A 22,470-nucleotide genomic window follows, 5' to 3' on the forward strand; every position below is an offset into this window, starting at 1 on the left:
GCGGGAAACACGCGCCGGTAGTCGGCCGCCGGAGCGGGGCTTACGCCCAGCTCGGCAGGCCGGTCTTGACCGTGAAATTGTGATGCGCCGAAACCCAGCGCACCGTGCCGGTCTTGGAGCGCATGACGATCGAGTGCGTCTCCGCGCCATCGTGGAAGCGGCGCACGCCCTTCAGCATCGACCCCGAGGTCACGCCCGTGGCCGCGAACATCACGTCGCCCTTGGCCATGTCGGTCATCGAGTATTTGCGGTTGAGGTCGGTGATGCCCCACTTCTTGGCGCGGGCCTTCTCGTCGTCGTTGCGGAACAGCAGGCGGCCCTGGATCTGGCCGCCGATGGCGCGCAGCGCCGCGGCCGCCAGGACGCCTTCCGGCGCGCCGCCCGACCCCATGTAGATGTCGATGCCGGAATCGCCGGTCGAGGTGGCGATCACGCCCGAGACGTCGCCATCGCCGATCAGCATGATGCGGGCGCCGGCGGCGCGCACCTTGGCGATCAGGTCGGAATGGCGCGGACGGTCGAGAATGCAGACCACGAGGTCGTTGACGTCGACTTTCTTGGCCTTCGCCAGGTCCTTCAGGTTCTCCGCCACGCTCTTGTCGAGATCGACGATGCCCTCGGGCAGGCCGCCGCCGACCGCGATCTTGTCCATGTAGACGTCGGGCGCATTGAGGAACCCGCCATGCTCGGCCATCGCCATGACGGCGAGCGAATTGGGCAGGCCCTTGGCGGTGATGGTGGTGCCTTCGAGGGGATCGAGGGCGATGTCGATCTTCGGACCACCACTGCCGACCTTCTCGCCGATGTAGAGCATGGGCGCCTCGTCGCGCTCGCCCTCGCCGATCACCACCGTGCCTTCGATGGCCAGCGAGTTGAGCGTGGTCCGCATCGCGTCGACGGCCGCCTGGTCGGCCGCCTTCTCGTCGCCGCGGCCCATCAGTTTGGAGGCCGCGAGGGCCGCCGCCTCGGTCACCCGCACCGCTTCCAGCGCCAGGTTGCGGTCCATCTTACCGGTCTGATCCTTGGTATTGGCCATCATCTCCTCCGTGGCGCCTTCCCGGCACCCTCTAGAACGCTTCGATCCTGATTACGCATGGCTCCTCGGCAACGGCGCCGAGCTTGGCGATGCGCGCGAGCGCGCGCCGCATCGCAGCCTCCTCTGTCTCGTGAGTGGTCAGCACGACCGGCACCTCGCCCGACTCCGAACGTCCGCGCTGCAGCATCGATTCGAGCGAGATACGTTCCTTGGCGAGCGCGCCCGACACGGCGGCAATGACGCCGGGCCGGTCCTGCACCATCAGGCGAATATAATAGGCGCCGACATGGCGATCGATCGGCGAGGCCTTCTTGGTGGCAAGCCGGTCGGCCGGCACGACGAACGCCGGCATGTGCCGTCCGCGCGCCACGTCCACGAGATCGGCCACGACGGCGGAAGCGGTCGGCCCCTGCCCGGCACCGCGTCCCTGGAACATCGTCGTGCCGACGAAGTCGCCCTCGACCACGACGGCGTTGAACACGCCCTCGATGTGCGCGATCGGCGTATCGAGCGATACCATGCAGGGGTGAACGCGCTGCTCGATCCCGTGGCGCGTCTCGCGCGCCAGACCCAGCAGCTTGATGCGATAGCCGAGTTCCTCGGCGAACTGGATGTCCATCGACGTGACGCGCCGGATGCCCTCGACGTGCACGCCGGCAAAGTCGACCCGGGCGCCGAAGGCGGCGCCGGTCAGGACCGCGAGCTTGTGGGCTGCGTCGATGCCGTCGACGTCGAAGGTGGGATCGGCTTCGGCGTATCCTGCCGCCTGCGCCTCGGCCAGCACGACTTTGAAGTCGCGGCCGGTCTCGCGCATGGTCGTCAGGATGTAGTTGCAGGTCCCGTTGAGGATCCCGTAGAGCCGCTTCACGCGGTTGCCGACCAGGCCCTCTCGCAGGGCCTTGATGATCGGAATGCCGCCAGCCACCGCCGCCTCGAAGGCGAGGATCGACTGCTTCTTCTCGGCCGCCGCGGCGAGTTCCGCGCCATGCATCGCCAGCAGCGCCTTGTTGGCGGTGACGACGTGCTTGCCCGAAGCTAGCGCCTTCTGCACCAGCCGGCGCGCCACGCCCCCCGAACCGCCGATCAGCTCGACGACGACGTCGATGTCCGGCGCGGTTGCCAGCGCCATCGGATCCTTCTCCCAGCGCAGGCCGGAAAGGTCGATGTCGCGCTTCTTCGCCCTGCTGCGGGCGCTGACCGCGACGATCTTGAGCGGCCGACCGCCACGCAACGCGAGAAGCCGACCATGTTCGGCCAGCAGCTTCACCACGCCTGCACCCACGGTGCCGAGCCCGGCGATGCCGATCCTGAGAGGAGAATTCATGGGCGCCTGATACGACAGGATGGGGTCAGGCGCGAGCCTTGATCGGTGTGATGTTGTCCCCAACACCGCGCAGATAGAGGTCGATCGACCTCCCCGGATCGGCCAGCACCTGCCGGATGTTGCGCACGGCCTGCCGGATACGATGCTTGTTCTCGACGAGCGCGATACGAACATGCGCGTCGCCATGCTCGCCGAAGCCGATGCCGGGCGACAGCGCCACATTGGCCTGCGTCAGCAGCAGCTTCGAAAAGGCGAGCGAGCCCAGCTCGGCGAAATCCTTCGGCAGCGGCGCCCAGGCGAACATGCTCGCCGACGGCGAAGGCAGATCCCAGCCAGCGCCGCGCAGCCCCTCGATCAGCACGTCGCGGCGCTCCTTGTAGGTGTTCCGCGCCTCTTCGATGCAGTCCTGCGGCCCGTTCAGCGCCGCCGTCGCCGCCACCTGGATCGGTGTGAAGGCGCCGTAGTCGAGGTAGGACTTGATGCGCGTCAGCGCCTGGATGAGCGTCTTGTTGCCGGCCGCGAAACCCATGCGCCAGCCGGCCATCGAGTAAGTCTTGCTCATCGAGGTGAACTCGATGGCGATGTCGCGCGCGCCAGGCACCTGCAGCACCGACGGCGGCGGCACGCCATCGAAATAAATCTCGGCATAGGCGAGATCCGACAGGATCCAGATGCCCTGGCGTTTGCAGAAGTCGACAATGGCCGCATAGAAATCGAGGTCGACCACCTGCGCGGTCGGGTTCGACGGATAGTTCAGAACCAGCGCCAGCGGCTTCGGCACCGCATGGCGCACCGCGCGCTCGAGCGCCGGCAGGAAGTCATCGATCGAGGTCGAGCCCGGCACCGGGATGTGGCGCACCGAGCCGCCGGCGATGATGAAGCCATAGGGATGGATCGGATAGCTGGGATTGGGCACCAGCACCGTGTCGCCGGGCGAGGTGATCGCCTGCGCGAGGTTGGCCAGCCCCTCCTTCGATCCCAGGGTGACGATGATTTCGCTTTCCGGGTCCAGCTCCACCCCGAAGCGGCGCGCGTAGTACGCAGCCTGAGCCTTGCGCAAGCCGGGAATGCCGCGCGACGCGGAGTAGCCATGGGCGCGCGGATTGGCGGCGGCCTCGGCGAGCTTGGCCACGATGTGTGGTGCCGTCGGCAGGTCGGGATTGCCCATGCCGAGGTCGATGACGTCCTGCCCGGCGCCGCGAGCTCGCGCCTTCATCGCGTTCACTTCCGCGAACACATAGGGCGGCAGGCGCTTCAGCCGGTGAAATTCGGAGTCGTCCATGTCGTTCTTCCTTGGGCACCTAGGAGGCGATGACACCGTCGGTGCGTTGCAGCACCGTCTTCTTGGAGTATGTCGGGCCGCCCATCGGCCCCGTTTCGGCCTTGGTGGGATCGGCGGGTGGCGTCGGCGCGGCCGGCGGAGTCCAGTCGGGCGGTGGCGTGAAGGCCTTGTTGGGATCGGCGGGAGCCGCCGGGGCCGGAGGCGGAACCGCGGCAGGCGCGGCAGGCGGCACGACGGGTTCCGGTGCTGCCGAAGGCGGTGCGGCGGACGGCGGCGCGATGGGTGCCGCGGTCACGGGGCCCGGCGGGGGTACCGGCGCGGAGACGGGCGCCGGATCGGACGTGATCGTACCGGCGCCGACCGGCGGTGCGCCGACCGGAGCGGCCACCGGAGCCGGCCCGTCGCGGTTCTCCTTGTCCTTGCCTTCCTTGTCGGCCGCTTCGCGCTCCAGGCGCTCCTCGCGCGCCTTGCGGTCACGCTCCGCCTGATCCTTTTCCATGGCCTCTTTTTGCGCCTTCTGTCCGCCCTTCCCGGTCACGACCGACCCGATCGTGGGCACGTTTCGCTCCTCGACGGCAACGCCGGCATCGTATTGCTGGTTGGCGGGTGGCGGCGGGAGGCTGGCGGACGGCGGCACGGTGCGTTCGACACCGGGCCGTGGCGGCGGGCCGACCGGCGAGCCTCCGTCGATCCAGTCACAGCCGGCCAGCAAGGCAAGTGCGGACACGCCAAGCAGGCCGAGCCAGCGACGGCTGCCGTTCGTGTCCTGGTGTCGCTGCATCGTCATCACCCGCTGTGTACGCTTGGCCCGATATCCGCCTGTTTAGCGGAGACCGGGAGGAAATTTGACCCGTCTGTTGTCGCAGCCTACCTATCACAGTCAGGTAGCGGTCAGGGCTGGTACTAGTTATGGTACCGTGACCTTGGATTTATCGCAAGAAACGCCAAAAAGGCAATGATTCTGAAGGGGAAAAGCATGTCCGATACGCCCGCCCCCGCAGCCCTCGGCGGCCTCTCTGCGGAGGAATCCGAGAAGCTCCAGGAGGCCTTCAAGGAAATCGCGACTCGCAGCCAGAAGCTGCTGCAGGATTTTTCCCAGCGCTACCAGTCCGATGGCCAGCAGGTCGACCCGCTTCACCTAACCCAGACTTTCATGGACTTCACGGCCAAGATGCTGGCCGACCCGAACCGCCTGGTTCAGGCCCAGGTCGAGCTCTGGCAGCAGTACATGAAGCTCTGGCAGGTCACAGCCCAGCGCATGATGGGCCAGACGGTCGAACCGGTGGCCGAGCCCGCCCGCGGCGACAAGCGTTTCAACGACCCGGCCTGGAAGGACGAGGTCGTCTTCGACTATCTGAAGCAATCCTATCTGCTCACCGCACGCTGGCTGCAGGGCACGATCAAGCAGGTCGAGGGGGTCGACGAGAAGACGGCAAAGAAGGTCGATTTCTATACACGCCAGTTCATCGATGCCGTTTCGCCCTCGAACTTCGCACTGACCAACCCTCAGGTCGTGAAGGCCACCGTCGAATCCAAGGGCGAAAACCTCCTGAAGGGTCTCCAGAACCTGCTGGCTGACCTCGAGCGCGGCAAGGGTCAGCTCGCGATCCGCCAGACCGACATGGACGCCTTCAAGGTCGGCGAGAATATCGCCACCACCCCGGGCAAGGTCGTCTACCAGAACGACATCATGCAGCTGATCCAATACGCGCCGGCGACCGAGGAGGTCCACGAGGTGCCGCTGCTGATCGTGCCGCCGTGGATCAACAAATTCTACATCCTCGACCTCAAGCCCGAGAATTCGTTCATCAAATGGGCGACCGAGCAGGGTTACACGGTCTTCGTGATCTCCTGGGTCAATCCCGACGAACATCTCACGAAGATGGTGTTCGAGGATTACATGAAACTCGGACCGCTGGCGGCGCTGGACGCCATCGCCAAGGCGACCGGACAGCCCAAGGCGTCGGCGATCGGCTATTGCATCGGCGGCACGCTGATGGCCGCGACGCTCGCCTACATGGCGGCACGCAACGACGACCGGATCGTGGCCTGCACCTTCTTCACCGCTCAGGTCGACTTCAGCGAGCCTGGCGAACTCGGCGTGTTCATCGACGAGGACCAGCTCGCCAGCGTCGAGGAGATGATGAGCAAGAAGGGCTATCTCGAGGGCAGCGAGATGGCGACGACCTTCAACATGCTGCGCGCCAACGATCTCATCTGGTCGTTCGTCGTGAACAACTACCTGATGGGCAAGGACCCCTTCCCCTTCGACCTGCTGTACTGGAATGCCGACGCGACGCGCATGCCCGCGGCGATGCACAGCTACTACCTGCGCAACATGTATCAGAAGAACCTGCTCAGCCAGCCGGGCGGCATCGTTGTCGACAACGTGCCGATCGACCTGCGCAAGGTGACGATTCCCGTCTACATCCAGGCCGGCAAGGAAGACCATATCGCGCCGTCGCGCTCCGTCTACAAGGCGACGCAAATTTATGGCGGCCCGGTGCGCTTCATGCTCGCCGGCTCAGGCCACATTGCGGGCGTGGTCAATCCGCCCCGCAACAAGAAGTACCAGCACTGGCTGAACGAGACCGACAAGAACCCGCCGACGCTCGCCGAATGGCAGGCCGGGGCCAAGGAGTTCCCGGGCTCCTGGTGGCACGACTGGGACAAGTGGCTGTCCGCGCTGTCGGGTCCGAAGGTTCCGGCGCGCGTGCCCGGCGCAGGCGGCCTGCCCGCAATCGAGGACGCGCCCGGTAGCTACGTTAAAGTTCGGTCGGGCGCCTAGCGGCTCCAGTCCGGCCCGGGAATGCCCATCCGCTTTCCCCGGAGAAGTTTCTCCATGATGGCGATCCCTTCCCCGTAGTCACCGTCGTCGCAATCGCTTTGCGCGCCGATACGGGTCATGTTGCGGGCGCCGTCCGTTACGCCTTCGCCTCGGCTCTGACCGTAATAGTCGAAGTACTCAATAAGCTGATCGCAACGCGCCTCGCTGGGAGGAACCTGTGCAAGAGCGGCAGGCGCGGCAATCGCCGCGGCGATGAGCAGGAGGAAGATCGACGGAGCAAGAATTGAGTGCATGCGCCAAGAACGCCCAAGAAGCGCCGGGAGTTCCGCGACGCGCGCTCGTGCCGCTCCCTACTCCGCCGCTTTGGGGCGCTCGCCCCTGTAGGCCTGTCCGAGCCGGACGTACGCAGCCGCAGACCGCCGGAAGGACTCGATGTCCTTCTCGGTGATGTCACGCATCTTCACCGCAGGGTTGCCGGCCCACAGTTCGCCCTTGCGCACGATCTTGCGCGGCGTCACCACCGCGCCGGCGGCAACCATAGCCCCCGTCTCCACCACCGCCTCGTCGAGCACCGTCGAATGCATGCCGATGAAGGCATCGTCCTGCACCTCGCAGGCGTGCAGCAGCGCCAGGTGCCCCACCGTGACGTTGCGGCCGACCACCGTCCCGACACCGCGCGCGGCGATGTGGATCACCGTCCCGTCCTGGATGTTGGAATTCTCGCCGATCTTGATGCCCGGCCCGTCCCCGCGCAGGACAGCGCCGAACCAGATGCTGCAGTTCGCGGCGATCTCGACCTCGCCGATCAGCGTCGCGTTGGGCGCCACGAAAGCCGTGCTGTGGACCTGCGGCACGAAACCGTTGAAGGGCACGATGAGACCGGACATCGGATCGACACTCCAGACAAACGAAGGGCGCCCTGAGGCGCCCTTCGAAGGTATCGGAAACGCGGGTTCAGCGCTTCGAGAACTGGAAGCGGCGACGCGCACCGGCGCGGCCGTACTTCTTGCGCTCGACCACGCGGCTGTCGCGGGTGAGGAAGCCGGCAGCCTTGACGCTGCCGCGCAGGCCGGGCTCGAACTTGGTGAGCGCCTGCGAGATACCGTGACGCACGGCGCCCGCCTGGCCCGACAGGCCGCCGCCGGAAACCGTGGCGACGACGTCGAACTGGCCGTTGCGCTGGGTCACGTCGAACGGCTGCTGGATCATCATGCGCTGCGTGGGACGCGCGAAGTAGATCGTCTGATCGCGGCCGTTGATGGTGATCTTGCCGGTGCCGGGCTTGACCCAGACGCGGGCGACCGCGTTCTTGCGGCGACCCGTGGCATAGGCACGACCCTGCGCATCGATTTCCTTCTCGCGCGGTGCGCCCGGGGCCTGGTCGACCGTCGGGGCCTTCTTCAGTTCGGCAAACGACGAAAGTTCGGTAGCCATGTTAGCCGATCCTCGAGTTCTTGCGGTTCATTGCGGCGATGTCGAGCTTCTCGGGCTGCTGGGCCTCCTGCTCGTGGTTCGGTCCGGCGTAGACGCGCAGGTTCTTCATCTGCGCCCGGCCGAGCGGGCCGCGGGTGATCATGCGCTCGACGGCCTTGATCAGGACGCGCTCCGGGAAGCGGCCTTCGAGGCGCTTGCCCAGGGTCTCGCCCTTGATGCCGCCGGGATGACCGGTGTGCCAGTAGAAGACTTCGCGCTCAGCCTTGCGGCCCGTGAGGCGCACCTTCTCGGCGTTGATCACGACGATGTTGTCACCGCAATCGATGTGCGGCGTGAACATCGGCTTGTGCTTGCCGCGCAGGCGCATGGCGATGATCGAGGCGAGCCGGCCGAGGACCAGCCCGTCGGCGTCGATCAGAAACCACTTCTTCTGCACTTCGGCAGTCTTGATACTGGCAGTCTGGTGGGTGAGAGCTTGCATGAGTCTTTCTTCCAATGAGCGCGCGCTTATGGGGAGAGACTGGCCGCTTGTCAAATCGCCAGAAAAAATCCCATCATTTCAACAACTTACCAGCGCGGTATTATAATACCTCCGCACTAAGCCTTGGGCGGTATGGCATATGTCACGGTGGCGTGTGCCACGGGGTCGGGCTTGCCGTCGCTCCAGATCGTGAAGTCGCCGACCGCCAGCGTCTTGCCGAGCTTCATCAGCCGCCCCTCCCCGATCAGGTCGGCCGGCTCCGGCTTGCGCATGAAGTTGATGTTGAGGTTGGTCGTGACCGCGAGCGCCACCGGGCCGAGCTGGCCCAGGATCAGGAGATAGAAGCCGCAATCGACCAGCCACATCAGCGTCGGGCCCGAGATCGTGCCGCCCGGCCGCAGGTGCCGCTCGTGCGTCGGCAGGCGCAATCGGATGGTCCGGTCGTCGAGATGCTCGATGGCGAGGCCGAGATGGGCGGCCTGCGGGAAGTGCTCGGCGAGGAAATCGATCAACTCGGCTGGCGACATCACCGGCATGACGCACCTGCCCTCTTCCCATAGACTGTCGCCATGACCGCCGCCTCCAACGAACCCGTCCTGCTGCGCCGCGACGAGGGCCGCGTCGCCTTCCTCACGCTCAACCGGCCGCACGCCATGAACGCCCTCTCGGGTGACCTTATAGACGCGCTGCAGGCCGAACTCGACAGGCTGGCCAAGGACCAGGACATAAGCTGCGTCGTGATCGAGGCGCAGGGCGACCGCGCCTTCTCGACCGGCCACGACCTGCGCGAGGTCGCCTCGACCCGCGACTATGCCATCCATCACGATCTTATGACGCGCTGCTCGGCGATGATGATGTCGATCGGCCGCCTGCCCCAGCCGGTGATCGCCAAGGTCAAGGCTGTCGCCACCGCCGCCGGCTGCCAGCTCGTCGCCGCCTGCGACCTAGCGGTCGCTTCGAACACCGCGACCTTCGCGACTTCCGGCATCATCAACGGCCTGTTCTGCGGCACGCCCTCGGTCGCCGTCGGCCGCACCGTCGGCCCCAAGCGCGCGCTCGACATGCTGCTCACCGGCCAGTTCGTCGATGCCGCCACGGCGCTGCGCGACGGCCTCGTGAGCCGCGTCGTGCCGGCGGCCGAGCTCGACCGCGAGACCAAGGCGCTGGCCGACCATATCGCCGCCCAGCCGCCGCAGCAGATCGCTTCCGGCAAGGCGATGTTCCGCAAGCACATGGAGATGACCGTCGAGCAGGCCTACGCCTACGCGACCGACTTCATGGCGGGCGCCCTGCAGCGCGAGGATGCGCAGGCCGGCATCGATGCGTTCGTGAACAAGAAGCCGAAGCCGGAGTGGAAAGGGCGGTAGGCGTCGTGCGCCACATTCTGCGACTGCTGGCCGTAGTTCTTTATTCACTCTTTGGAGTGGCGTCCGCCGCGGCATCGAACTGTACAACGCTGGCTACCGCGCTGGACACGGCCATATGCAATGATCCCCAGTTGCTGAGCCTCTACGACGCCGTAGCCAAACGATTTGGCGACCTGAAGCTCGAAGTAAATCGGGCCGGCGAAAGACAGGGCGTATTATTCGACGCCGATCAATTGGGCTGGCGCGAGGATCTACGAGAGGCGTGCAAGCCGCCAACGGCGGACTGCCTACTGCCAAAGTTGGAGCAACGGCTCAAGCACTTGAATGCGCTCAATGTCGAGGCCATTCACGCGCTCTACGATGCCAAAGGTATCCGCTTCGGCGACGGCACATTGGAGTACAGGAAAGCTCCCCAGAGTGGTCTCTACTTTGGTGAGCACCTCATAGTTCCTGACGGCGCACGCATCGAATATCTTGATCGCTATACGGATCGGACCGCAGATGCCCTTGCCTTCATGATCAACTGGAAAGGGAACGGCATCTTTTGTGAGCCATACGGAATCTTCATTGTCGTTGCTCGGTCCGGACATCCTTCGGAAGTCCTGCAGATCACCAAGGACGACGATTGGCGCCTAAGGGAGTGGTCCTGCGTGGGAACGATCGCCCGTTTCGACGGGGGCTTCAGGCATGAAGTGGCGCCGGCCCCCTGGTTTGATGGCGCGGTTTCGATGTGGACACCCGGTGGCGGATTTCGTGTCGTCGATACGCTTCGCTTCGCGCCAATTGCAGGAACGACGATAAAGGACCTCCTTGCCAACGAGAGATTTGGCGACAAGCTCAGAAACGAACAGTTCTATCGCGCCTTGCGAACAGCCTCCGATGGAGCCGACGTGAGTTTCACAAACGCCGCGAACGCGTTCGCATGGTCATGGAAGAAGCCTTTCGAGTTGGACGACTACGTGGTCTACGGCAGCTGCATGAGGCCGGGGCGCGGCGAACGCTGCTTCGGCGATTACGAACCTCGGGCCGTCTACGATCGCTTGTCGGACAGGCTCTTCTTCATTTTTCCCGACGAGAAACTTCGGCCTCGCTGCGAATCCGAGCCGGGCGGTGAAGCCGTCGTCACTGAGGGGACCCTTCGCGCCGCACGCTATTTCCCACCACGCGCGCGCTGGCCGGAAGGAGCGTTCGTCGCCCTGACGCAAAGCTACTGCCGGGGCGACTAGCCGCCGCCATTGCATACCGCTCGCAGGAGTTGGGCGCTGTTGCGCCGGTCGCCAGGAGTTGACGAAGCAAAACTCGCGGGCGTCCATTCCTGAATAATAGATGAAAAGAGCAAAGGGAGACCGCCTATGCAAACCATGAAACTGTCCCGGCGTGCGGCCGTCGCGTCGGCGATGGCGAGCATCGCGACCGCGTCCGTTCCGGCGGGCGCGCAGGATTTTCAGCCGGGAAAACCCATCGTCATCGTCGCGCCGTTCGGGCCCGGCACGACCAACGACATCATCGCCCGCCTGCTCGCCCAGGACATGACGGCGACCCTGGGCCAGAGCGTGATCGTCGAGAATCGCCCCGGCGCCACCGGCAATATCGGCGCCGACTACGTCGCGAAATCGCGGCCCGATGGCCATACGGTGGTGATCGCCTCCCTGAGCAACATCATCAACCAGGCCACCGGTAACACCACCACCAATCTGCTCAACGACCTGACGCCCGTCAGCTTCACGGGCGGGGTGTACTATTCGATGTTCGTGCCCAACGAGCTGCCGGCGAACAACGTCGCCGAACTCGTCGAACTCGCTCGCCGGCAGCCGGGCAAGATCAACTTCTCGGGCTTCGCCGGCGGCGTGCCGCAGTTCCTGGGCGAGATGCTCAATCGCGCCGCGAAGATCGACATGGTGATGGTGCCCTACAAGAGCACCACCGACGCGCTGAACGACCTGCTCACCAACCGCATCCAGGTCTGGTTCACGCCGGTCGCCTCCGGCGTGCCGGTCCACAACGCAAAGCAGGCGCGCCTGCTTGCCGTCACCGGCGAAAAGCGGGCAGCGGCGCTTCCTGACATTCCGACGTTCAAGGAACTTGGCTATCCCGACATCGTGGCCGACGTGTCGTTCTACATGATGGCGCCCAAGGGTACGCCGCAGCCGATCGTCGACAGGCTCTACCGCGCGGTCGACAAGGCGATGGAGAGTCCCAAGGTAAAGGAATCGTTCCGCGTGCAGGGCATCGAGGACCGGCGCGGTGGCCCCGCGGACCTGGGCGCCTATATCGCCCGCGAACTCAGCCGCTGGACCGAGATCGTGAAGCTCTCGGCGCCGGCGAAGTAACGCGCTCCCCCGAATCAGAAGAGCGCGCCTCGCGGCGCGCTCTTTACGTGTACAGAACCGACTGCCCGGGCGGCGGGATCACTGCCGCCAGTCGGTGCCCTTGCCCTCGATCTGGCGCAGCGCGGCCTTCCAGTAGGTCATGCCGTACTCCGGATTGGCGCGCTGCTGCTTGGCGCGCTCGCCGTACTGGCGGATCACGTCCTCCTCGATCGGCGCAGCCTCCTCGTCGAGGCTGCGGGCGATGACCTCGACCTCGCAGGCGCGCTCGAGCATGTACATGCGCCGCAACGCTCCCGGGATCGTGCCGCCAACGGTCAGCAGGCCGTGATTGCGCAGCACCACCGAGTTGCCGCTCTGGCAGGAGACGCCGAGCGCATCGCACTCTTCCTGCGACGTCGGCATGCCGTACTCGTGATAGACGAGGTCGTCATAGACCGAGAGCGCATCCTGGCTGATCGGGCGGATGCCCTTCTTCAGGACCGAGACGCCGGTGCCGGCGCGGGTGTGCGTATGCATCACGCAGTTTGCATCCGGCCGTGCCTTGTAGACGCCGCTATGGATGGTGAAGCCGGCCGCATTGAACTTGCCGTCCTTGGCGTAGACGTTGCCGTCGATGTCCATCTTTACCAGGCTGGACGCCGTGATCTCGTCGAACAGATCGCCGTAATTGTTGATCAGGAAGCACTTGGGCTCGCCCGGAATGCGCACCGTCATGTGGGTGTCGATCGTGTCGGTCCAGCCGAAATGGTCGGTGATCCTGTAGAGCGCAGCGAGGTCGCAACGGGCCTGCCATTCGGCTTCGGACATATCGAGCTTGTCGGATTGCATCACCGTATCCATCTCGCGCTCCTGCTGTGTTTCGGCCACGCCGCAGGCTTTACCGTAACGCAAGTTGCGTTGCGGTGCGATCAGCTCTTTCCCCCCGGCCATGCAGAGCCGCCCTGCGAACTCTCGGCACAGTATTTGCGTCTCCCCTGCCGGACAGGCGGCATCGGAGGGCGTTCGTGGCGACCAACCCATTTCATCTCGCGTGGTTCTTGCAAGGCTCCAGTGTGCAGGCGTGGGGGGAGCCCTGGACCGGCCATATCGGGACGACCTGGGAGCAGCCGGAGCTGTTTCTCGACATGGCCCGCAGCCTCGAGCGCGCCTGCTTCGACTACATCCTCCTCGAGGACTCCTCCTATGTTGGCGAGAGTTTCGGCGGTTCCACCGAGATCTACCTGAAGAAGGCCATCGCCGTGCCGCGGCAGGATCCGTCCGTGGTCGCGGCGCTGATGACCCAGGTGACCTCGCGCATCGGCATCGTCCCCACTTTCGGCACCTATGCCTACCATCCCTATCTGCTGGCCCGCCTCATGGCGACGCTCGACCAGGTGTCGGCCGGGCGCGCCGGCTGGAATGCCGTCACTGGCAGTTCCGACTTCGCGGCGATGAACTTCGGCATGCCGGGCATGCCCGAACACGACCTTCGCTACGACATGGCCGACGAATACATGGAGGTGGTGCGCGGCCTGTGGGGCTCATGGGAGCCCGGCGCGATGATCGCCGACCGCAAGAGCGGCAACCTGATCGACCATACCAAGGTCCACGCCGTCGACTACGAGGGCAAGTACTTCAAGACGCGCGGGCCGCTCAACTCCGGCCCCAGCCCGCAGGGCCGGCCAGTGATCGCCCAGGCCGGCGGCTCGCCGCGCGGCCGCCGCTTCGCCGCCGCCCACGCCGACACGATCGTCGTCAACGCCAAGGGCATCGACGCGATGCGCGCCTACCGCGACGACGTGCACAAGCACATGATCGCGCAAGGCCGCAAGCCCAGCGACTGCAAGGTGCTCTACCTGATCAACCCGATCCTCGGCGAGACCATGGAAGAGGCGCTGGAGCGCAAGAAGAAGCGCGAGTGCATGGCCCAAGCCAACATCCAGGAGCGCCTCGCCCACTTCGGCAAGGTGACCAATATCGACTTCGGCAGGTTCGACCTCGACAAGCCGCTGCCCGACGACGTGACCACCAACGGCCACCAGCTCAACCTCGAACAGTTCCGCGCCCTGGCCAACGGCCGCTCGATCCGCCAGACGATGGCCTCGTTCAACGCCGTCGACCTGTCGATCGATCTCTGCGGCACCTGCGATTCGGTGGCCGCGCGCATGGGCGAGGTCATGCAGGAGGTGGGCGGCGACGGGTTCCTGTTCTCCATGCCCAACGTCAACCGCCGCACCCTGGCAGAGATCGAGGACGGGCTGGTCCCCGCCCTTCAGGATCGCGGCCTGGTGCGCAAGGCCTACGAGCACAAGCAGTTCAGGGAAAATCTCCTCGCTTACTGATCCAGCGGAACGGGAAGGACCACACCATGAGCAAGAAGACCATCGGCAGGCGCACGACCCTGGGCCTCATTGGCGCAGGCCTCGTGGCAGCCCCCTTCATCCGGCCGAGCTTCGGCCAGGCCGCCTGGCCCGAGCAGACCACTGTGCCCGATGCGCTGAAGGGTAGCGGCGAAGTCCGCATCGCCACCTTCGGCGGCTTGATGCAGGAGGTTCAGCAGAAGGCCTACTTCGAGCCGTTCGAGAAGATCACCGGCATCAAGGTGCGCGCCTTCCCGGGCTCCGATGCGACCAAGATCAAGGCCATGGTCGATACCGGCAACGTCGAATGGGACATGGCTCAGCTCAGCCGCGGCTCGATCATGAACCTCCAGAAGCGCGGCGACTATTTCGAGAAGATCGATTACGACATCGTCGATCCGGGCGTCGAGCCGCAGTATCGCTTCGAGTACGGACTCGAAATGCTGGTCTGGGCGCAGGTCCTCGCCTACCGCACCGATGCCTTCAAGGGCGCCGTGCCGTCGGGCTGGGCCGACTTCTGGGACACCAAGAAGTTCCCCGGCGATCGCGCCATGTTCGGCACCAACAGCGGCGGCTGGCCCGAGATGGAATTCGCGCTGATGGCCGCCGGCGTCCCGGCCGACAAGCTCTACCCGATCGATGTCGACAAGGCGCTGGCGAGCTACGGCAAGATCAAGAAGGACGTCTTCAAGTGGTGGGATACGGGCGCGGTGCCGATCCAGCTCCTGACCGACCGCGAAGTCACGATGACCACGGTGTGGAACGGCCGCATGGCCGCACTGCAGGCGGCGGGTGTGCCGGCCGCGATCAACTGGAACCAGGGCCTGCTGAAGCGCGACGCCTGGGGTATTCCCAAGGGCGCCAAGAACAAGGTCAACGCCATGAAGTTCGCGGCCTATTCGACCATGGCGATTCCGCAGGCCCGGGTGTGCCTTGGAATCCCCTACGGCTCGGTGAATGCCAAGTCCAACGAGTACATTCCGGCGGAACGTCTGGCCGTCCTGCCGAGCGCGCCGGACATCAAGAAGCAGCTGGTGAATTACAACTACGATTGGTGGATCGAGAATCGCGAGGCGGTGATTCCCAAATTCAACAAGTGGCTGTTGAGCTGACGCCATGACCGGCGCTGGCATGAACGGAGCCGGCTCCGCCTCGGGCAGCGGCGCCTCGGTGACGCTCTCCAACCTGGAGAAGGCCTACGATCGCGCCAACGTCGCCAAAGCCGTGGACGGCGTCTCGCTCGACATCCGCTCCGGCGAATTCCTGACGATGCTGGGGCCCAGCGGCTCGGGCAAGACCACGACTCTGATGATGGTCGCCGGCTTCGAGACGCCCACCGCCGGCGACATCGCGATCGACGGCAAGTCGGTCGTCGCGATGCCGCCCTACCGGCGCAACATCGGCATGGTGTTCCAGAACTACGCCCTGTTCCCCCACCTCACCGTCGAGGAGAATGTCGGTTTCCCGTTGAAGCAGCGTGGCGTGCCGAAGGCCGAACGCGCCAAGCTGGTAGCCGAGGCGCTGGAGCTCGTGCACCTGCCGGGCTACGGCGCGCGCTATCCGCGCCAGCTTTCGGGCGGCCAGCAGCAGCGCGTTGCCGTCGCGCGGGCCGTCGTGTTCAAGCCGCGCCTGCTGCTGATGGACGAGCCGCTGGGCGCGCTCGACAAGCAGCTGCGCGAGAACCTGCAGCTCGAGATGCGGCGCCTCCATGCCGACCTCGGCATCACCTTCATCTACGTGACGCACGACCAGGAAGAGGCGCTCACAATGTCCGACCGCATCGCCGTCATGAACGACGGCAAGGTGGCGCAGGTCGGAAGTCCGGAGGATCTCTACGACCGGCCCGACAACCGCTTCGTCGCGGGTTTCATCGGCGAATCGAACTTCCTGCCGGCGATCGTGCGCGGCCTGGAGGACGACGTGGTCATCGCGGAATGCGAAGGCACGCTCATCCGCGCACTCTGCCCCGGCCGGCCGGCCAGTGGCGAGAAGGTCACGCTCACGACGCGGCCCGAACGGCTGCGTTTCGCGGACGCAAACCAGGCCGGCATGCATCCGCAGAATCGCCTCAGCGTCACCGTTACCGAAGCCGTCTTCGCCGGCGAGCGCTGCCGCTACATGCTGCAGGCGGGCGACGGCACGTCGATCGTGCTCAAGGAACCGTCCAGTGCCGCCATCCGCCGTCGCGCCGTCGGCGAGCGCGCGGAGATCGCCTGGTCCGTCGCGGACACGATTCTTGTCTGAGGTGCGCCTTGTCTGAGGTCGTGCAGCCCGCTTCCCTTGCCCTCGCGGTCAGCCGGCCGAAGACGGCACCGTTCGACTGGCGCCGCGCGGTGCCCTTGCTGCTGGCGGCGCCGCTGCTGATCTACATGCTTGTCTTCTACGCGCTGCCGGTGGTGGCGATGCTGTTGCGCAGCGTGAACGATCCGACCTGGACGCTCGCCAACTACGCAACCCTGTCCGAAGACGTGGTGTTTCAGAAGACGTTCTGGATCACGCTCAACACCTCGGTCATCGTCACGCTGGGCTGCCTGATCCTGGGCTATCCGGTCGCCATGGGCCTCGTGCGCTCGAAGACGATGGCGCCCTTCATCCTGGTGATCATCCTGCTGCCCTTCTGGACCAGCGTCCTGGTCCGCAGCTATGCCTGGATGGTGCTGCTCGGCCGCCACGGGTTGGTCAACGAAGCGTTGCTGGCGCTCGGCATGATCGATCGTCCGATCCGCATTCTGAACACGACGCTCGCGACGCAGATCGCGATGATCCACATCCTCCTGCCCTACATGATCCTGCCGATCGCCAACGCGCTGCGGCAGATCGATCCGTCGCTGATCCGCGCCGCCTCGGGCCTCGGCTCGACGCCGTTCATGACCTTCCGTCAGGTGATCCTGCCGCTGTCCATGTCGGGCGTGGCGGCCGGCACGCTCCTCACCTTCGTGCTGGCGCTGGGCTTCTACATCACGCCCGCCATGGTCGGCGGCCCGCGCGACATCACGCTCTCGATGCTGATCGCCCAGCAGGTCGACCAGCTCAACTGGGCCTACGCCGCGACCCTCTCCGCGATCCTGCTGGCGACGGCGCTGGCCATTCTCGCGGTCGCGCGCAAGCTGCCGGGCGTCGGCAACGCCTTCAAGACGAGCATGCGATGAGGGCGGCGAGCATACTTTCGGCCAGCATCGTCGGGCTGATCCTGTTCTTCCTGGCGTTCCCCATCGTCGTGGTAGCCATCGCGTCCTTTTCCTCGGCGACCTATCTCACCTTCCCGCCGCCCGCCTTCGGGTTGCGCTGGTACGAAGCCTATTTCAGCAATCCCGACTGGCTGAAGCCCACCTGGGTCAGCATCTGGGTCGCCTCAGCCGTCGTCGTCCTGTCGACGTTCCTTGGCACCCTGGCCGCGCTCGGCATCGCGCGCCTGCCCAAGGGAATGCGCGTCGTCGCGGCAGGCCTGATCCTGTCGCCGCTGATCGTGCCCGGCATCGTCGTGGCGATCGGCATCTACTACGCCTATTCGCGCTACGGGCTGGTCGGCACGCCGATCGCGATGGTGCTGGCGCACACCTGTCTCGCCGTCCCCTTCGTCGTCACGAGCGTGACGGCAAGCCTCTCCGGCATCGACCCGCGGCTGGAGCAGGCCGCGCTCAGCCTCGGCGCGACGCCCGGCGCCACCTTCTTCCAGGTGACCTTGCCGCTGATCCAGCCCGGCGTGCTCGTGGGCGCCCTGTTCGCCTTCATCACCTCGTTCGACGAGCTGATCGTGGCGCTGTTCATCTCGGGGACCGGCGCGGTCACCCTGCCGCGCCGCATGTGGGACGACCTGCGCTTCCAGATAGATCCCACGATCGCCGCCGTCTCGACGCTCACGATCGTGCTGACGGCCGCGCTGATGGGCGCCGCGCATCTCCTGCGCAAGCGCGCCGAGCAGAACCGGATGGCTACTTCTTCTGCAGCGCCTTGACCGCCGCCAACGTGTTCTCGACATGCTTGTCGGGATTGCGGTCGGAGAAGGCGTAGACGATCTTTCCGTCCGGCGCGATCACGTAGGAAATGCGGTCGGCGATGCCGACGCTGCCGACCCGGATCAGCGCCGAGTCATAGGCCTTGATGACCTTGAGATCGGGATCGGCGGCGACCGGGAACTTGCCCGAGCAGGCCTGCGTCGAGAACTTGTGCAAGGTGCCGATATCGTCGGCCGACATGCCGATCAACGTCGCGCCCATCGCGTTGAACTGCGCTGACGCCTCAGCGAACTCGTGCGCTTCCGCCGTGCACCCGGTCGTGAAGGCCTTGGGGAAGAAGTACAGTACCACAGGCCCCTTCTTGAGCGCCTCGGCCAGTGAGAACGTGTAGTCCTTGCCGTCGAGCGCGGCCTGCGCCGTGAAGACAGGCGCGGTGTCGCCGGGCTTCAGGGCGGCCCAGGCCGGGGTCGCCGCGATACAGGCGAGTGCGAGAGCCGCTGCTGCGATCCGCTTCATGATCTTCTCCTTCAGGATTCAGGACCATACCGCGCGGCGGCACTCGCCGGTGTCACGTCCGAGTGAGGCGGGGCTTCACTCGGCGTTCAATCCCTTCATGTAGGTCGACGGCACGACCGACTTCACCGACTGTGCACGCTTGGCCAGCCAATAGGCCTGCGCCGGCGGCACGGACGCGAATTTCGGATCGACGCCCAGCTTCTGCGCCGCATCCATCGGCCAGTTCGGATTGTAGAGAAGCTCGCGCGCCAGGGCGATCAGGTCGGCGCGGCCTTCCTGCAGGATCTTCTCCGCCTGGTCGGCATGCACGATCAGGCCGACGGCCATGCTCAAGATGTCGGCGTCGTTCTTCAGCCGGTCTGCATAGGGCACCTGGTAGCCGTAGGTCACGGGACCGGTGCCCACCACCGGCGCGCCGCGCATGCCGCCCGAACTGCAGTCGATGACGTCGACGCCCTTGGGCTTCAGGATCTTCGCCAGCGCTACGCTCTGGTCCGGGCCCCAGCCGGCATCGTCCTCGACCGAGAAGCGCACGAACAGCGGCTTCGAGGCCGGCCAGTGCGCACGCACGCTTTCCACCACCTCGATGGCGAAGCGCATGCGATTGAGTTCGCTGCCGCCATACTGGTCGTTGCGCACGTTGGAGAAGGGCGAGAGGAACTGATGAATCAGGTAACCATGCGCCATGTGGATGTCGAGAACGTCGAACCCGGCCTCGTGGGCGCGGCGCGCCGCCTGCCCCCAGCGCTCGACCGCTTCCGGGATTTCCGCCAAGGTCAGCGCACGCGGCGTGGGATCGCTGTCGGGCGAGTTGATGCCGCTCGAGGAGACGAGCTCCCATTGGTCCCAATCGTCGATCTCGGGCGACGGCTTCAGCGGCCCACCGCCCTCCCAGGGCCGGGAACGCCGCGCCTTGCGCCCGGAATGGCCGAGCTGGATGCCCGGCACGGAATTATGCAGCCGGATGAAGTCGACGCAGCGCTTCAGGCCGGGAATGAAGGCGTCGTCCCACAGGCCGAGGTCGCCGACCGTGCCGCAGCCGCGCCGCTCGACCTTGGTCGACTCCATGATGACCAGCCCGGCGCCACCGGCGGCATAGCGGCCGGCATTCATCAGGTGCCAGTCGGTCGCGAAGCCCTTCTCCGCCGCATATTGATGCATCGGCGCCACGACCACCCGGTTCTTCAGGGTGACGTCGCGGATGGAAATCGGCTCGAACAGCATCGGACCGGCCATGTATAATCCCCCCATGAAAGCCGCCTTCAGCGACCGTTACGACGATCTGTACCTGCGCAAGATCCTGCGCGACACCCGGACCATCGCCATGGTCGGCGCCTCGGCCAACTGGAATCGTCCCAGCTATTTCGCCATGAAGTATCTGCTGGACCGCGGCTACAAGGTCATTCCGGTCAATCCGGCGGCTGCCGGGCAGGAAATCCTCGGCCAGAAGGTCTACAGCTCGCTCGACGATCTACCGGTCAAAGTCGACATGGTCGACATCTTCCGCAATTCCGATGCCGCCGGCCCGATCACCGACGAGGCGATCAAGCACGGCGCCAAGGTCGTGTGGATGCAGCTCGGCGTGGTGAACATGGAGGCGGCAGAGCGTGCCGAGAAGGCCGGCCTCAAGGTGGTGATGAATCGCTGCCCCAAGATCGAGCATTCACGCCTTGCCGGCACGATCGAGTGGCACGGCATCGCCAGCGGCGTCATCTCCTCGAAGAAGCGCGCGCTCTAAAACGATCGCTGGAACACCGGCCCGAGGGCCGGCGGCTGTCAAAGGGTTGGGAGGTCCGCAGTACCCACACCAGGCTGCAGACCTCCGCTCCCCCTCATGATCGCGCCTTCCCGGTCTTCGCCGGGAATGACACGGCCCCCCTGAGAGATGCTGTCGGGTGTAGGAAAGCCGGCGATGGTGGGGCCACCGCCGGCTCCTTACTGAGGTCTTGCTAACCGCCCGGGGAGAGATAGCGGCTTCGCTTCAACCTCGAAGAGTGAACTGAATATCTGGATGGAAGGCTTCGGTCGGAGCCCGAGGGCTCCGACCGATCGAGAGGTTTGCTAGGCCGCCCGGGGAGAGATAGCGACAAAGCGCGTCATCCCCTCTCGAAACACCTTCATCAGCACCGGCTTGCCGGTGGTCTTCGCTTCCTTGAGCTTCTCGGCAGCCGCCTTCGGGCTGTCGACGGCGTCCTTGCCGACCTGCTGGAGGACGTCGCCGGCCTTGAGGCCCTGCTCGTCGGCCGGGCTGCCCGGCTCGACCGTGGCAACCACGACACCCTTCACGTCACCGTCCAGGCCGAGCTGCTTGCGCGCCTCGGGGGAGAGCGGCGCCAGCGACACGCCGTAGGCCATGGGCTCCGGCTTCGCGGTTGCGCCCTTGCCGTCGGCGCTGGCCTTGACGATCGCGTCGTCCTTCTGGCCACCGACCTTGGCGGTGAGGCTCATCTCCTTGCCGTCGCGCCACACACCCAGCTTGACCGAGGTGCCCGGCTTGACCGCGGAGATGGTGCGGGTCAGCTCCTTGATGCCGTCGACCTTCTTGCCGTCGACGCTCACGATCACGTCGCCCGACTGGACACCGGCTGCGAGCGCCGCGCTGTCCGGCTGGACCACCGCCACCAGGGCACCCTTCTCGCTCTTCAGCGACAGGCTCTCGGCGATCTCCTTCGAGACCGGCTGGATCTGGACACCGAGCAGGCCACGCTCGACCCGGCCGCTGTCCTTCAGCTCCGCCACCACCGGCTGCGCCAGCGAGGACGGGATGGCAAAGCCCAGGCCGATGCTGCCGCCGGTCGGCGAGTAGATGGCCGTGTTGATACCGATCACGTTGCCGTCCATATCGAACAGCGGGCCGCCGGAGTTGCCGCGGTTGATGGCGGCGTCGGTCTGGATGTAGTCGTCGAACGGACCGGAGTGAATGTCACGGCCGCGCGCCGACACGATGCCCGTGGTCACGGTGCCACCGAGGCCGAACGGGTTGCCCACCGCCATCACCGGCTGGCCGACGCGCACCTTGGCGGCGTCGCCGAACGAGACGAACGGCAGGGCCTTGTCGCTCTCGACCTTCAGCACGGCCAGGTCGGTCTTCTCGTCGCCGCCCAGCATCTTGGCCGGCAGCTTGGTGCCGTCCGCCATGGTGATGGTGATCGAGTCGGCCTTGCCGACGACGTGGAAGTTGGTGACGATCACGCCCTTGGGGTCGACGATGAAGCCGGTGCCGACGGCCTGGGCCTTCTCCTTCGACTGCGGGCGGCCTTTGCCGTCCGGACGACCCGGCTGGTTCGGCTGCATCGGCTGGCCGAAACGCTCCGCGAAGCGCTTCATGAATTCTTCCATCTGCTTCTGCTGCGAGTCCGACATGCGGGTCTCGTCTTCGTCGTCCGCGCCGGCCTTCATGGTCACGGCGACATTGACGACCGCAGGAGTTACCTTGGCAGCCAGGTCCGAGAAGTCCTGAACGGGCATGGTCTGGCCGGCGATGGCCGCGGGGGCGGTGAACATCGGGGCGATCAGGGCAGGCGCCGTCAGGGCAGTGGTGAGCGCCAGGGCGGTCAGGATACGGGACTTGGTCTTGGTCATGATCTACAGCCTCCTCCTTGGGGGGTGACCGGAAT

At 65.7% G+C, this 22,470-nt stretch carries 23 protein-coding genes; 10 read left to right on the forward strand and 13 right to left on the reverse strand.

Annotated elements, in window-relative coordinates:
• Window positions 1-40 precede the first annotated feature (40 nt).
• Genes glpX through ACO07K_RS11910 form a run of 4 tightly spaced genes read right to left on the reverse strand, consistent with a single transcriptional unit; the run spans window position 41 to window position 4,423 of the window.
• Window positions 41-1,039, reverse strand: coding sequence for a class II fructose-bisphosphatase (glpX, locus tag ACO07K_RS11895; RefSeq protein ID WP_422036134.1), 999 nt, complete (start codon window positions 1,037-1,039; stop codon window positions 41-43).
• Window positions 1,040-1,067: 28 nt separating this feature from the next.
• Window positions 1,068-2,360 (reverse strand): homoserine dehydrogenase, encoded by a 1,293-nt coding sequence (locus tag ACO07K_RS11900; RefSeq protein ID WP_422036135.1) that lies wholly within the window; start codon window positions 2,358-2,360, stop codon window positions 1,068-1,070.
• Window positions 2,361-2,385: 25 nt separating this feature from the next.
• Window positions 2,386-3,642 carry an LL-diaminopimelate aminotransferase gene (locus ACO07K_RS11905; protein ID WP_422036136.1) on the reverse strand — a complete coding sequence of 419 codons (1,257 nt, stop codon included), beginning with the start codon at window positions 3,640-3,642 and terminating at the stop codon, window positions 2,386-2,388.
• Window positions 3,643-3,661: 19 nt separating this feature from the next.
• On the reverse strand, window positions 3,662-4,423 hold the full coding sequence (locus ACO07K_RS11910; RefSeq protein WP_422036137.1) for a hypothetical protein: 762 nt from the start codon (window positions 4,421-4,423) through the stop codon (window positions 3,662-3,664).
• A gap of 195 nt (window positions 4,424-4,618) precedes the next feature.
• Here ACO07K_RS11910 and ACO07K_RS11915 point away from each other — a divergent pair, with 195 nt between their 5' ends.
• Window positions 4,619-6,430 (forward strand): PHA/PHB synthase family protein, encoded by a 1,812-nt coding sequence (locus ACO07K_RS11915; protein WP_422036138.1) that lies wholly within the window; start codon window positions 4,619-4,621, stop codon window positions 6,428-6,430.
• Here ACO07K_RS11915 and ACO07K_RS11920 read toward each other — a convergent pair.
• The 5 genes from ACO07K_RS11920 to ACO07K_RS11940 form a co-directional block, all read right to left on the reverse strand.
• Window positions 6,427-6,723, reverse strand: coding sequence for a hypothetical protein (locus ACO07K_RS11920; RefSeq protein WP_422036139.1), 297 nt, complete (start codon window positions 6,721-6,723; stop codon window positions 6,427-6,429). The genes ACO07K_RS11915 and ACO07K_RS11920 overlap by 4 nt on opposite strands.
• Before the next feature lie 57 nt (window positions 6,724-6,780).
• A complete protein-coding gene (locus ACO07K_RS11925; RefSeq protein WP_422036140.1) occupies window positions 6,781-7,317 on the reverse strand; it encodes a gamma carbonic anhydrase family protein in 537 nt (178 codons plus the stop codon).
• A 67-nt stretch (window positions 7,318-7,384) separates the two neighbouring features.
• Complete coding sequence (gene rpsI, locus ACO07K_RS11930; protein WP_298305312.1) at window positions 7,385-7,864, reverse strand: 30S ribosomal protein S9; 480 nt, start codon at window positions 7,862-7,864, stop codon at window positions 7,385-7,387.
• A 1-nt stretch (window position 7,865) separates the two neighbouring features.
• A complete protein-coding gene (gene rplM, locus ACO07K_RS11935) occupies window positions 7,866-8,345 on the reverse strand; it encodes a 50S ribosomal protein L13 (protein ID WP_298305309.1) in 480 nt (159 codons plus the stop codon).
• Between the two features lie 116 nt (window positions 8,346-8,461).
• On the reverse strand, window positions 8,462-8,881 hold the full coding sequence (locus ACO07K_RS11940) for a PaaI family thioesterase (protein ID WP_422036141.1): 420 nt from the start codon (window positions 8,879-8,881) through the stop codon (window positions 8,462-8,464).
• 33 nt (window positions 8,882-8,914) lie between these two features.
• On the opposite strand from ACO07K_RS11940, the gene ACO07K_RS11945 reads away from it, so the two are divergent.
• The 3 genes from ACO07K_RS11945 (at window position 8,915) to ACO07K_RS11955 (ending at window position 12,042) form a co-directional block, all read left to right on the forward strand.
• On the forward strand, window positions 8,915-9,712 hold the full coding sequence (locus ACO07K_RS11945) for an enoyl-CoA hydratase (protein ID WP_422036142.1): 798 nt from the start codon (window positions 8,915-8,917) through the stop codon (window positions 9,710-9,712).
• Window positions 9,713-9,717: 5 nt separating this feature from the next.
• A complete protein-coding gene (locus ACO07K_RS11950; protein ID WP_422036143.1) occupies window positions 9,718-10,938 on the forward strand; it encodes a hypothetical protein in 1,221 nt (406 codons plus the stop codon).
• Window positions 10,939-11,064: 126 nt separating this feature from the next.
• Window positions 11,065-12,042, forward strand: a complete 978-nt coding sequence (locus ACO07K_RS11955; RefSeq protein ID WP_422036144.1) for a Bug family tripartite tricarboxylate transporter substrate binding protein — start codon at window positions 11,065-11,067, stop codon at window positions 12,040-12,042.
• Window positions 12,043-12,120: 78 nt separating this feature from the next.
• Here ACO07K_RS11955 and ACO07K_RS11960 read toward each other — a convergent pair whose 3' ends face one another.
• Window positions 12,121-12,972, reverse strand: coding sequence for a class II aldolase/adducin family protein (locus tag ACO07K_RS11960; protein ID WP_422036145.1), 852 nt, complete (start codon window positions 12,970-12,972; stop codon window positions 12,121-12,123).
• 74 nt (window positions 12,973-13,046) lie between these two features.
• Here ACO07K_RS11960 and ACO07K_RS11965 point away from each other — a divergent pair, with 74 nt between their 5' ends.
• The 5 genes from ACO07K_RS11965 to ACO07K_RS11985 are packed head-to-tail and all read left to right on the forward strand — an operon-like array spanning window position 13,047 to window position 18,336.
• Window positions 13,047-14,363: an NtaA/DmoA family FMN-dependent monooxygenase gene (locus tag ACO07K_RS11965; RefSeq protein WP_422036146.1), complete on the forward strand. Its 1,317-nt coding sequence runs from the start codon at window positions 13,047-13,049 to the stop codon at window positions 14,361-14,363.
• A 26-nt stretch (window positions 14,364-14,389) separates the two neighbouring features.
• Window positions 14,390-15,493: an ABC transporter substrate-binding protein gene (locus tag ACO07K_RS11970; protein ID WP_422036147.1), complete on the forward strand. Its 1,104-nt coding sequence runs from the start codon at window positions 14,390-14,392 to the stop codon at window positions 15,491-15,493.
• 4 nt (window positions 15,494-15,497) lie between these two features.
• Window positions 15,498-16,625 carry an ABC transporter ATP-binding protein gene (locus tag ACO07K_RS11975; RefSeq protein WP_422036148.1) on the forward strand — a complete coding sequence of 376 codons (1,128 nt, stop codon included), beginning with the start codon at window positions 15,498-15,500 and terminating at the stop codon, window positions 16,623-16,625.
• 8 nt (window positions 16,626-16,633) lie between these two features.
• Window positions 16,634-17,530, forward strand: coding sequence for an ABC transporter permease (locus ACO07K_RS11980; RefSeq protein ID WP_422036149.1), 897 nt, complete (start codon window positions 16,634-16,636; stop codon window positions 17,528-17,530).
• Window positions 17,527-18,336, forward strand: coding sequence for an ABC transporter permease (locus ACO07K_RS11985; RefSeq protein ID WP_422036150.1), 810 nt, complete (start codon window positions 17,527-17,529; stop codon window positions 18,334-18,336). The genes ACO07K_RS11980 and ACO07K_RS11985 overlap by 4 nt, the downstream gene beginning before the upstream one ends.
• On the opposite strand, the gene ACO07K_RS11990 is transcribed toward ACO07K_RS11985, so the two are convergent.
• Together ACO07K_RS11990 and ACO07K_RS11995 are read right to left on the reverse strand one after the other, a co-directional pair.
• Window positions 18,314-18,853 (reverse strand): peroxiredoxin, encoded by a 540-nt coding sequence (locus tag ACO07K_RS11990; protein ID WP_422036151.1) that lies wholly within the window; start codon window positions 18,851-18,853, stop codon window positions 18,314-18,316. The two genes, ACO07K_RS11985 and ACO07K_RS11990, sit on opposite strands and share 23 nt — an antisense overlap.
• Before the next feature lie 75 nt (window positions 18,854-18,928).
• Complete coding sequence (locus tag ACO07K_RS11995; RefSeq protein WP_422036152.1) at window positions 18,929-20,089, reverse strand: NADH:flavin oxidoreductase/NADH oxidase; 1,161 nt, start codon at window positions 20,087-20,089, stop codon at window positions 18,929-18,931.
• A 13-nt stretch (window positions 20,090-20,102) separates the two neighbouring features.
• Between ACO07K_RS11995 and ACO07K_RS12000 the strand changes: the two genes are divergently transcribed.
• Window positions 20,103-20,591, forward strand: a complete 489-nt coding sequence (locus ACO07K_RS12000) for a CoA-binding protein (protein WP_422036153.1) — start codon at window positions 20,103-20,105, stop codon at window positions 20,589-20,591.
• Window positions 20,592-20,914: 323 nt separating this feature from the next.
• Here ACO07K_RS12000 and ACO07K_RS12005 read toward each other — a convergent pair whose 3' ends face one another.
• Complete coding sequence (locus ACO07K_RS12005) at window positions 20,915-22,435, reverse strand: DegQ family serine endoprotease (RefSeq protein ID WP_422036154.1); 1,521 nt, start codon at window positions 22,433-22,435, stop codon at window positions 20,915-20,917.
• Between the last annotated feature and the right edge of the window lie 35 nt (window positions 22,436-22,470).

This window comes from Reyranella sp., from assembly GCF_965228225.1.
In the GTDB taxonomy this organism is placed as follows: domain Bacteria; phylum Pseudomonadota; class Alphaproteobacteria; order Reyranellales; family Reyranellaceae; genus Reyranella.

Coding starts and splice junctions, on each gene's coding strand:
- glpX (WP_422036134.1), bottom strand. CDS start 1,039: ATGATGGCCAATACCAAGGATCAGACCGGTAAGATGGACCGCAACCTG.
- ACO07K_RS11900 (WP_422036135.1), bottom strand. CDS start 2,360: ATGAATTCTCCTCTCAGGATCGGCATCGCCGGGCTCGGCACCGTGGGT.
- ACO07K_RS11905 (WP_422036136.1), bottom strand. CDS start 3,642: ATGGACGACTCCGAATTTCACCGGCTGAAGCGCCTGCCGCCCTATGTG.
- ACO07K_RS11910 (WP_422036137.1), bottom strand. CDS start 4,423: ATGCAGCGACACCAGGACACGAACGGCAGCCGTCGCTGGCTCGGCCTG.
- ACO07K_RS11915 (WP_422036138.1), top strand. CDS start 4,619: ATGTCCGATACGCCCGCCCCCGCAGCCCTCGGCGGCCTCTCTGCGGAG.
- ACO07K_RS11920 (WP_422036139.1), bottom strand. CDS start 6,723: ATGCACTCAATTCTTGCTCCGTCGATCTTCCTCCTGCTCATCGCCGCG.
- ACO07K_RS11925 (WP_422036140.1), bottom strand. CDS start 7,317: ATGTCCGGTCTCATCGTGCCCTTCAACGGTTTCGTGCCGCAGGTCCAC.
- rpsI (WP_298305312.1), bottom strand. CDS start 7,864: ATGGCTACCGAACTTTCGTCGTTTGCCGAACTGAAGAAGGCCCCGACG.
- rplM (WP_298305309.1), bottom strand. CDS start 8,345: ATGCAAGCTCTCACCCACCAGACTGCCAGTATCAAGACTGCCGAAGTG.
- ACO07K_RS11940 (WP_422036141.1), bottom strand. CDS start 8,881: ATGCCGGTGATGTCGCCAGCCGAGTTGATCGATTTCCTCGCCGAGCAC.
- ACO07K_RS11945 (WP_422036142.1), top strand. CDS start 8,915: ATGACCGCCGCCTCCAACGAACCCGTCCTGCTGCGCCGCGACGAGGGC.
- ACO07K_RS11955 (WP_422036144.1), top strand. CDS start 11,065: ATGCAAACCATGAAACTGTCCCGGCGTGCGGCCGTCGCGTCGGCGATG.
- ACO07K_RS11960 (WP_422036145.1), bottom strand. CDS start 12,972: ATGGCCGGGGGGAAAGAGCTGATCGCACCGCAACGCAACTTGCGTTAC.
- ACO07K_RS11970 (WP_422036147.1), top strand. CDS start 14,390: ATGAGCAAGAAGACCATCGGCAGGCGCACGACCCTGGGCCTCATTGGC.
- ACO07K_RS11975 (WP_422036148.1), top strand. CDS start 15,498: ATGACCGGCGCTGGCATGAACGGAGCCGGCTCCGCCTCGGGCAGCGGC.
- ACO07K_RS11985 (WP_422036150.1), top strand. CDS start 17,527: ATGAGGGCGGCGAGCATACTTTCGGCCAGCATCGTCGGGCTGATCCTG.
- ACO07K_RS11990 (WP_422036151.1), bottom strand. CDS start 18,853: ATGAAGCGGATCGCAGCAGCGGCTCTCGCACTCGCCTGTATCGCGGCG.
- ACO07K_RS11995 (WP_422036152.1), bottom strand. CDS start 20,089: ATGGCCGGTCCGATGCTGTTCGAGCCGATTTCCATCCGCGACGTCACC.
- ACO07K_RS12000 (WP_422036153.1), top strand. CDS start 20,103: ATGAAAGCCGCCTTCAGCGACCGTTACGACGATCTGTACCTGCGCAAG.
- ACO07K_RS12005 (WP_422036154.1), bottom strand. CDS start 22,435: ATGACCAAGACCAAGTCCCGTATCCTGACCGCCCTGGCGCTCACCACT.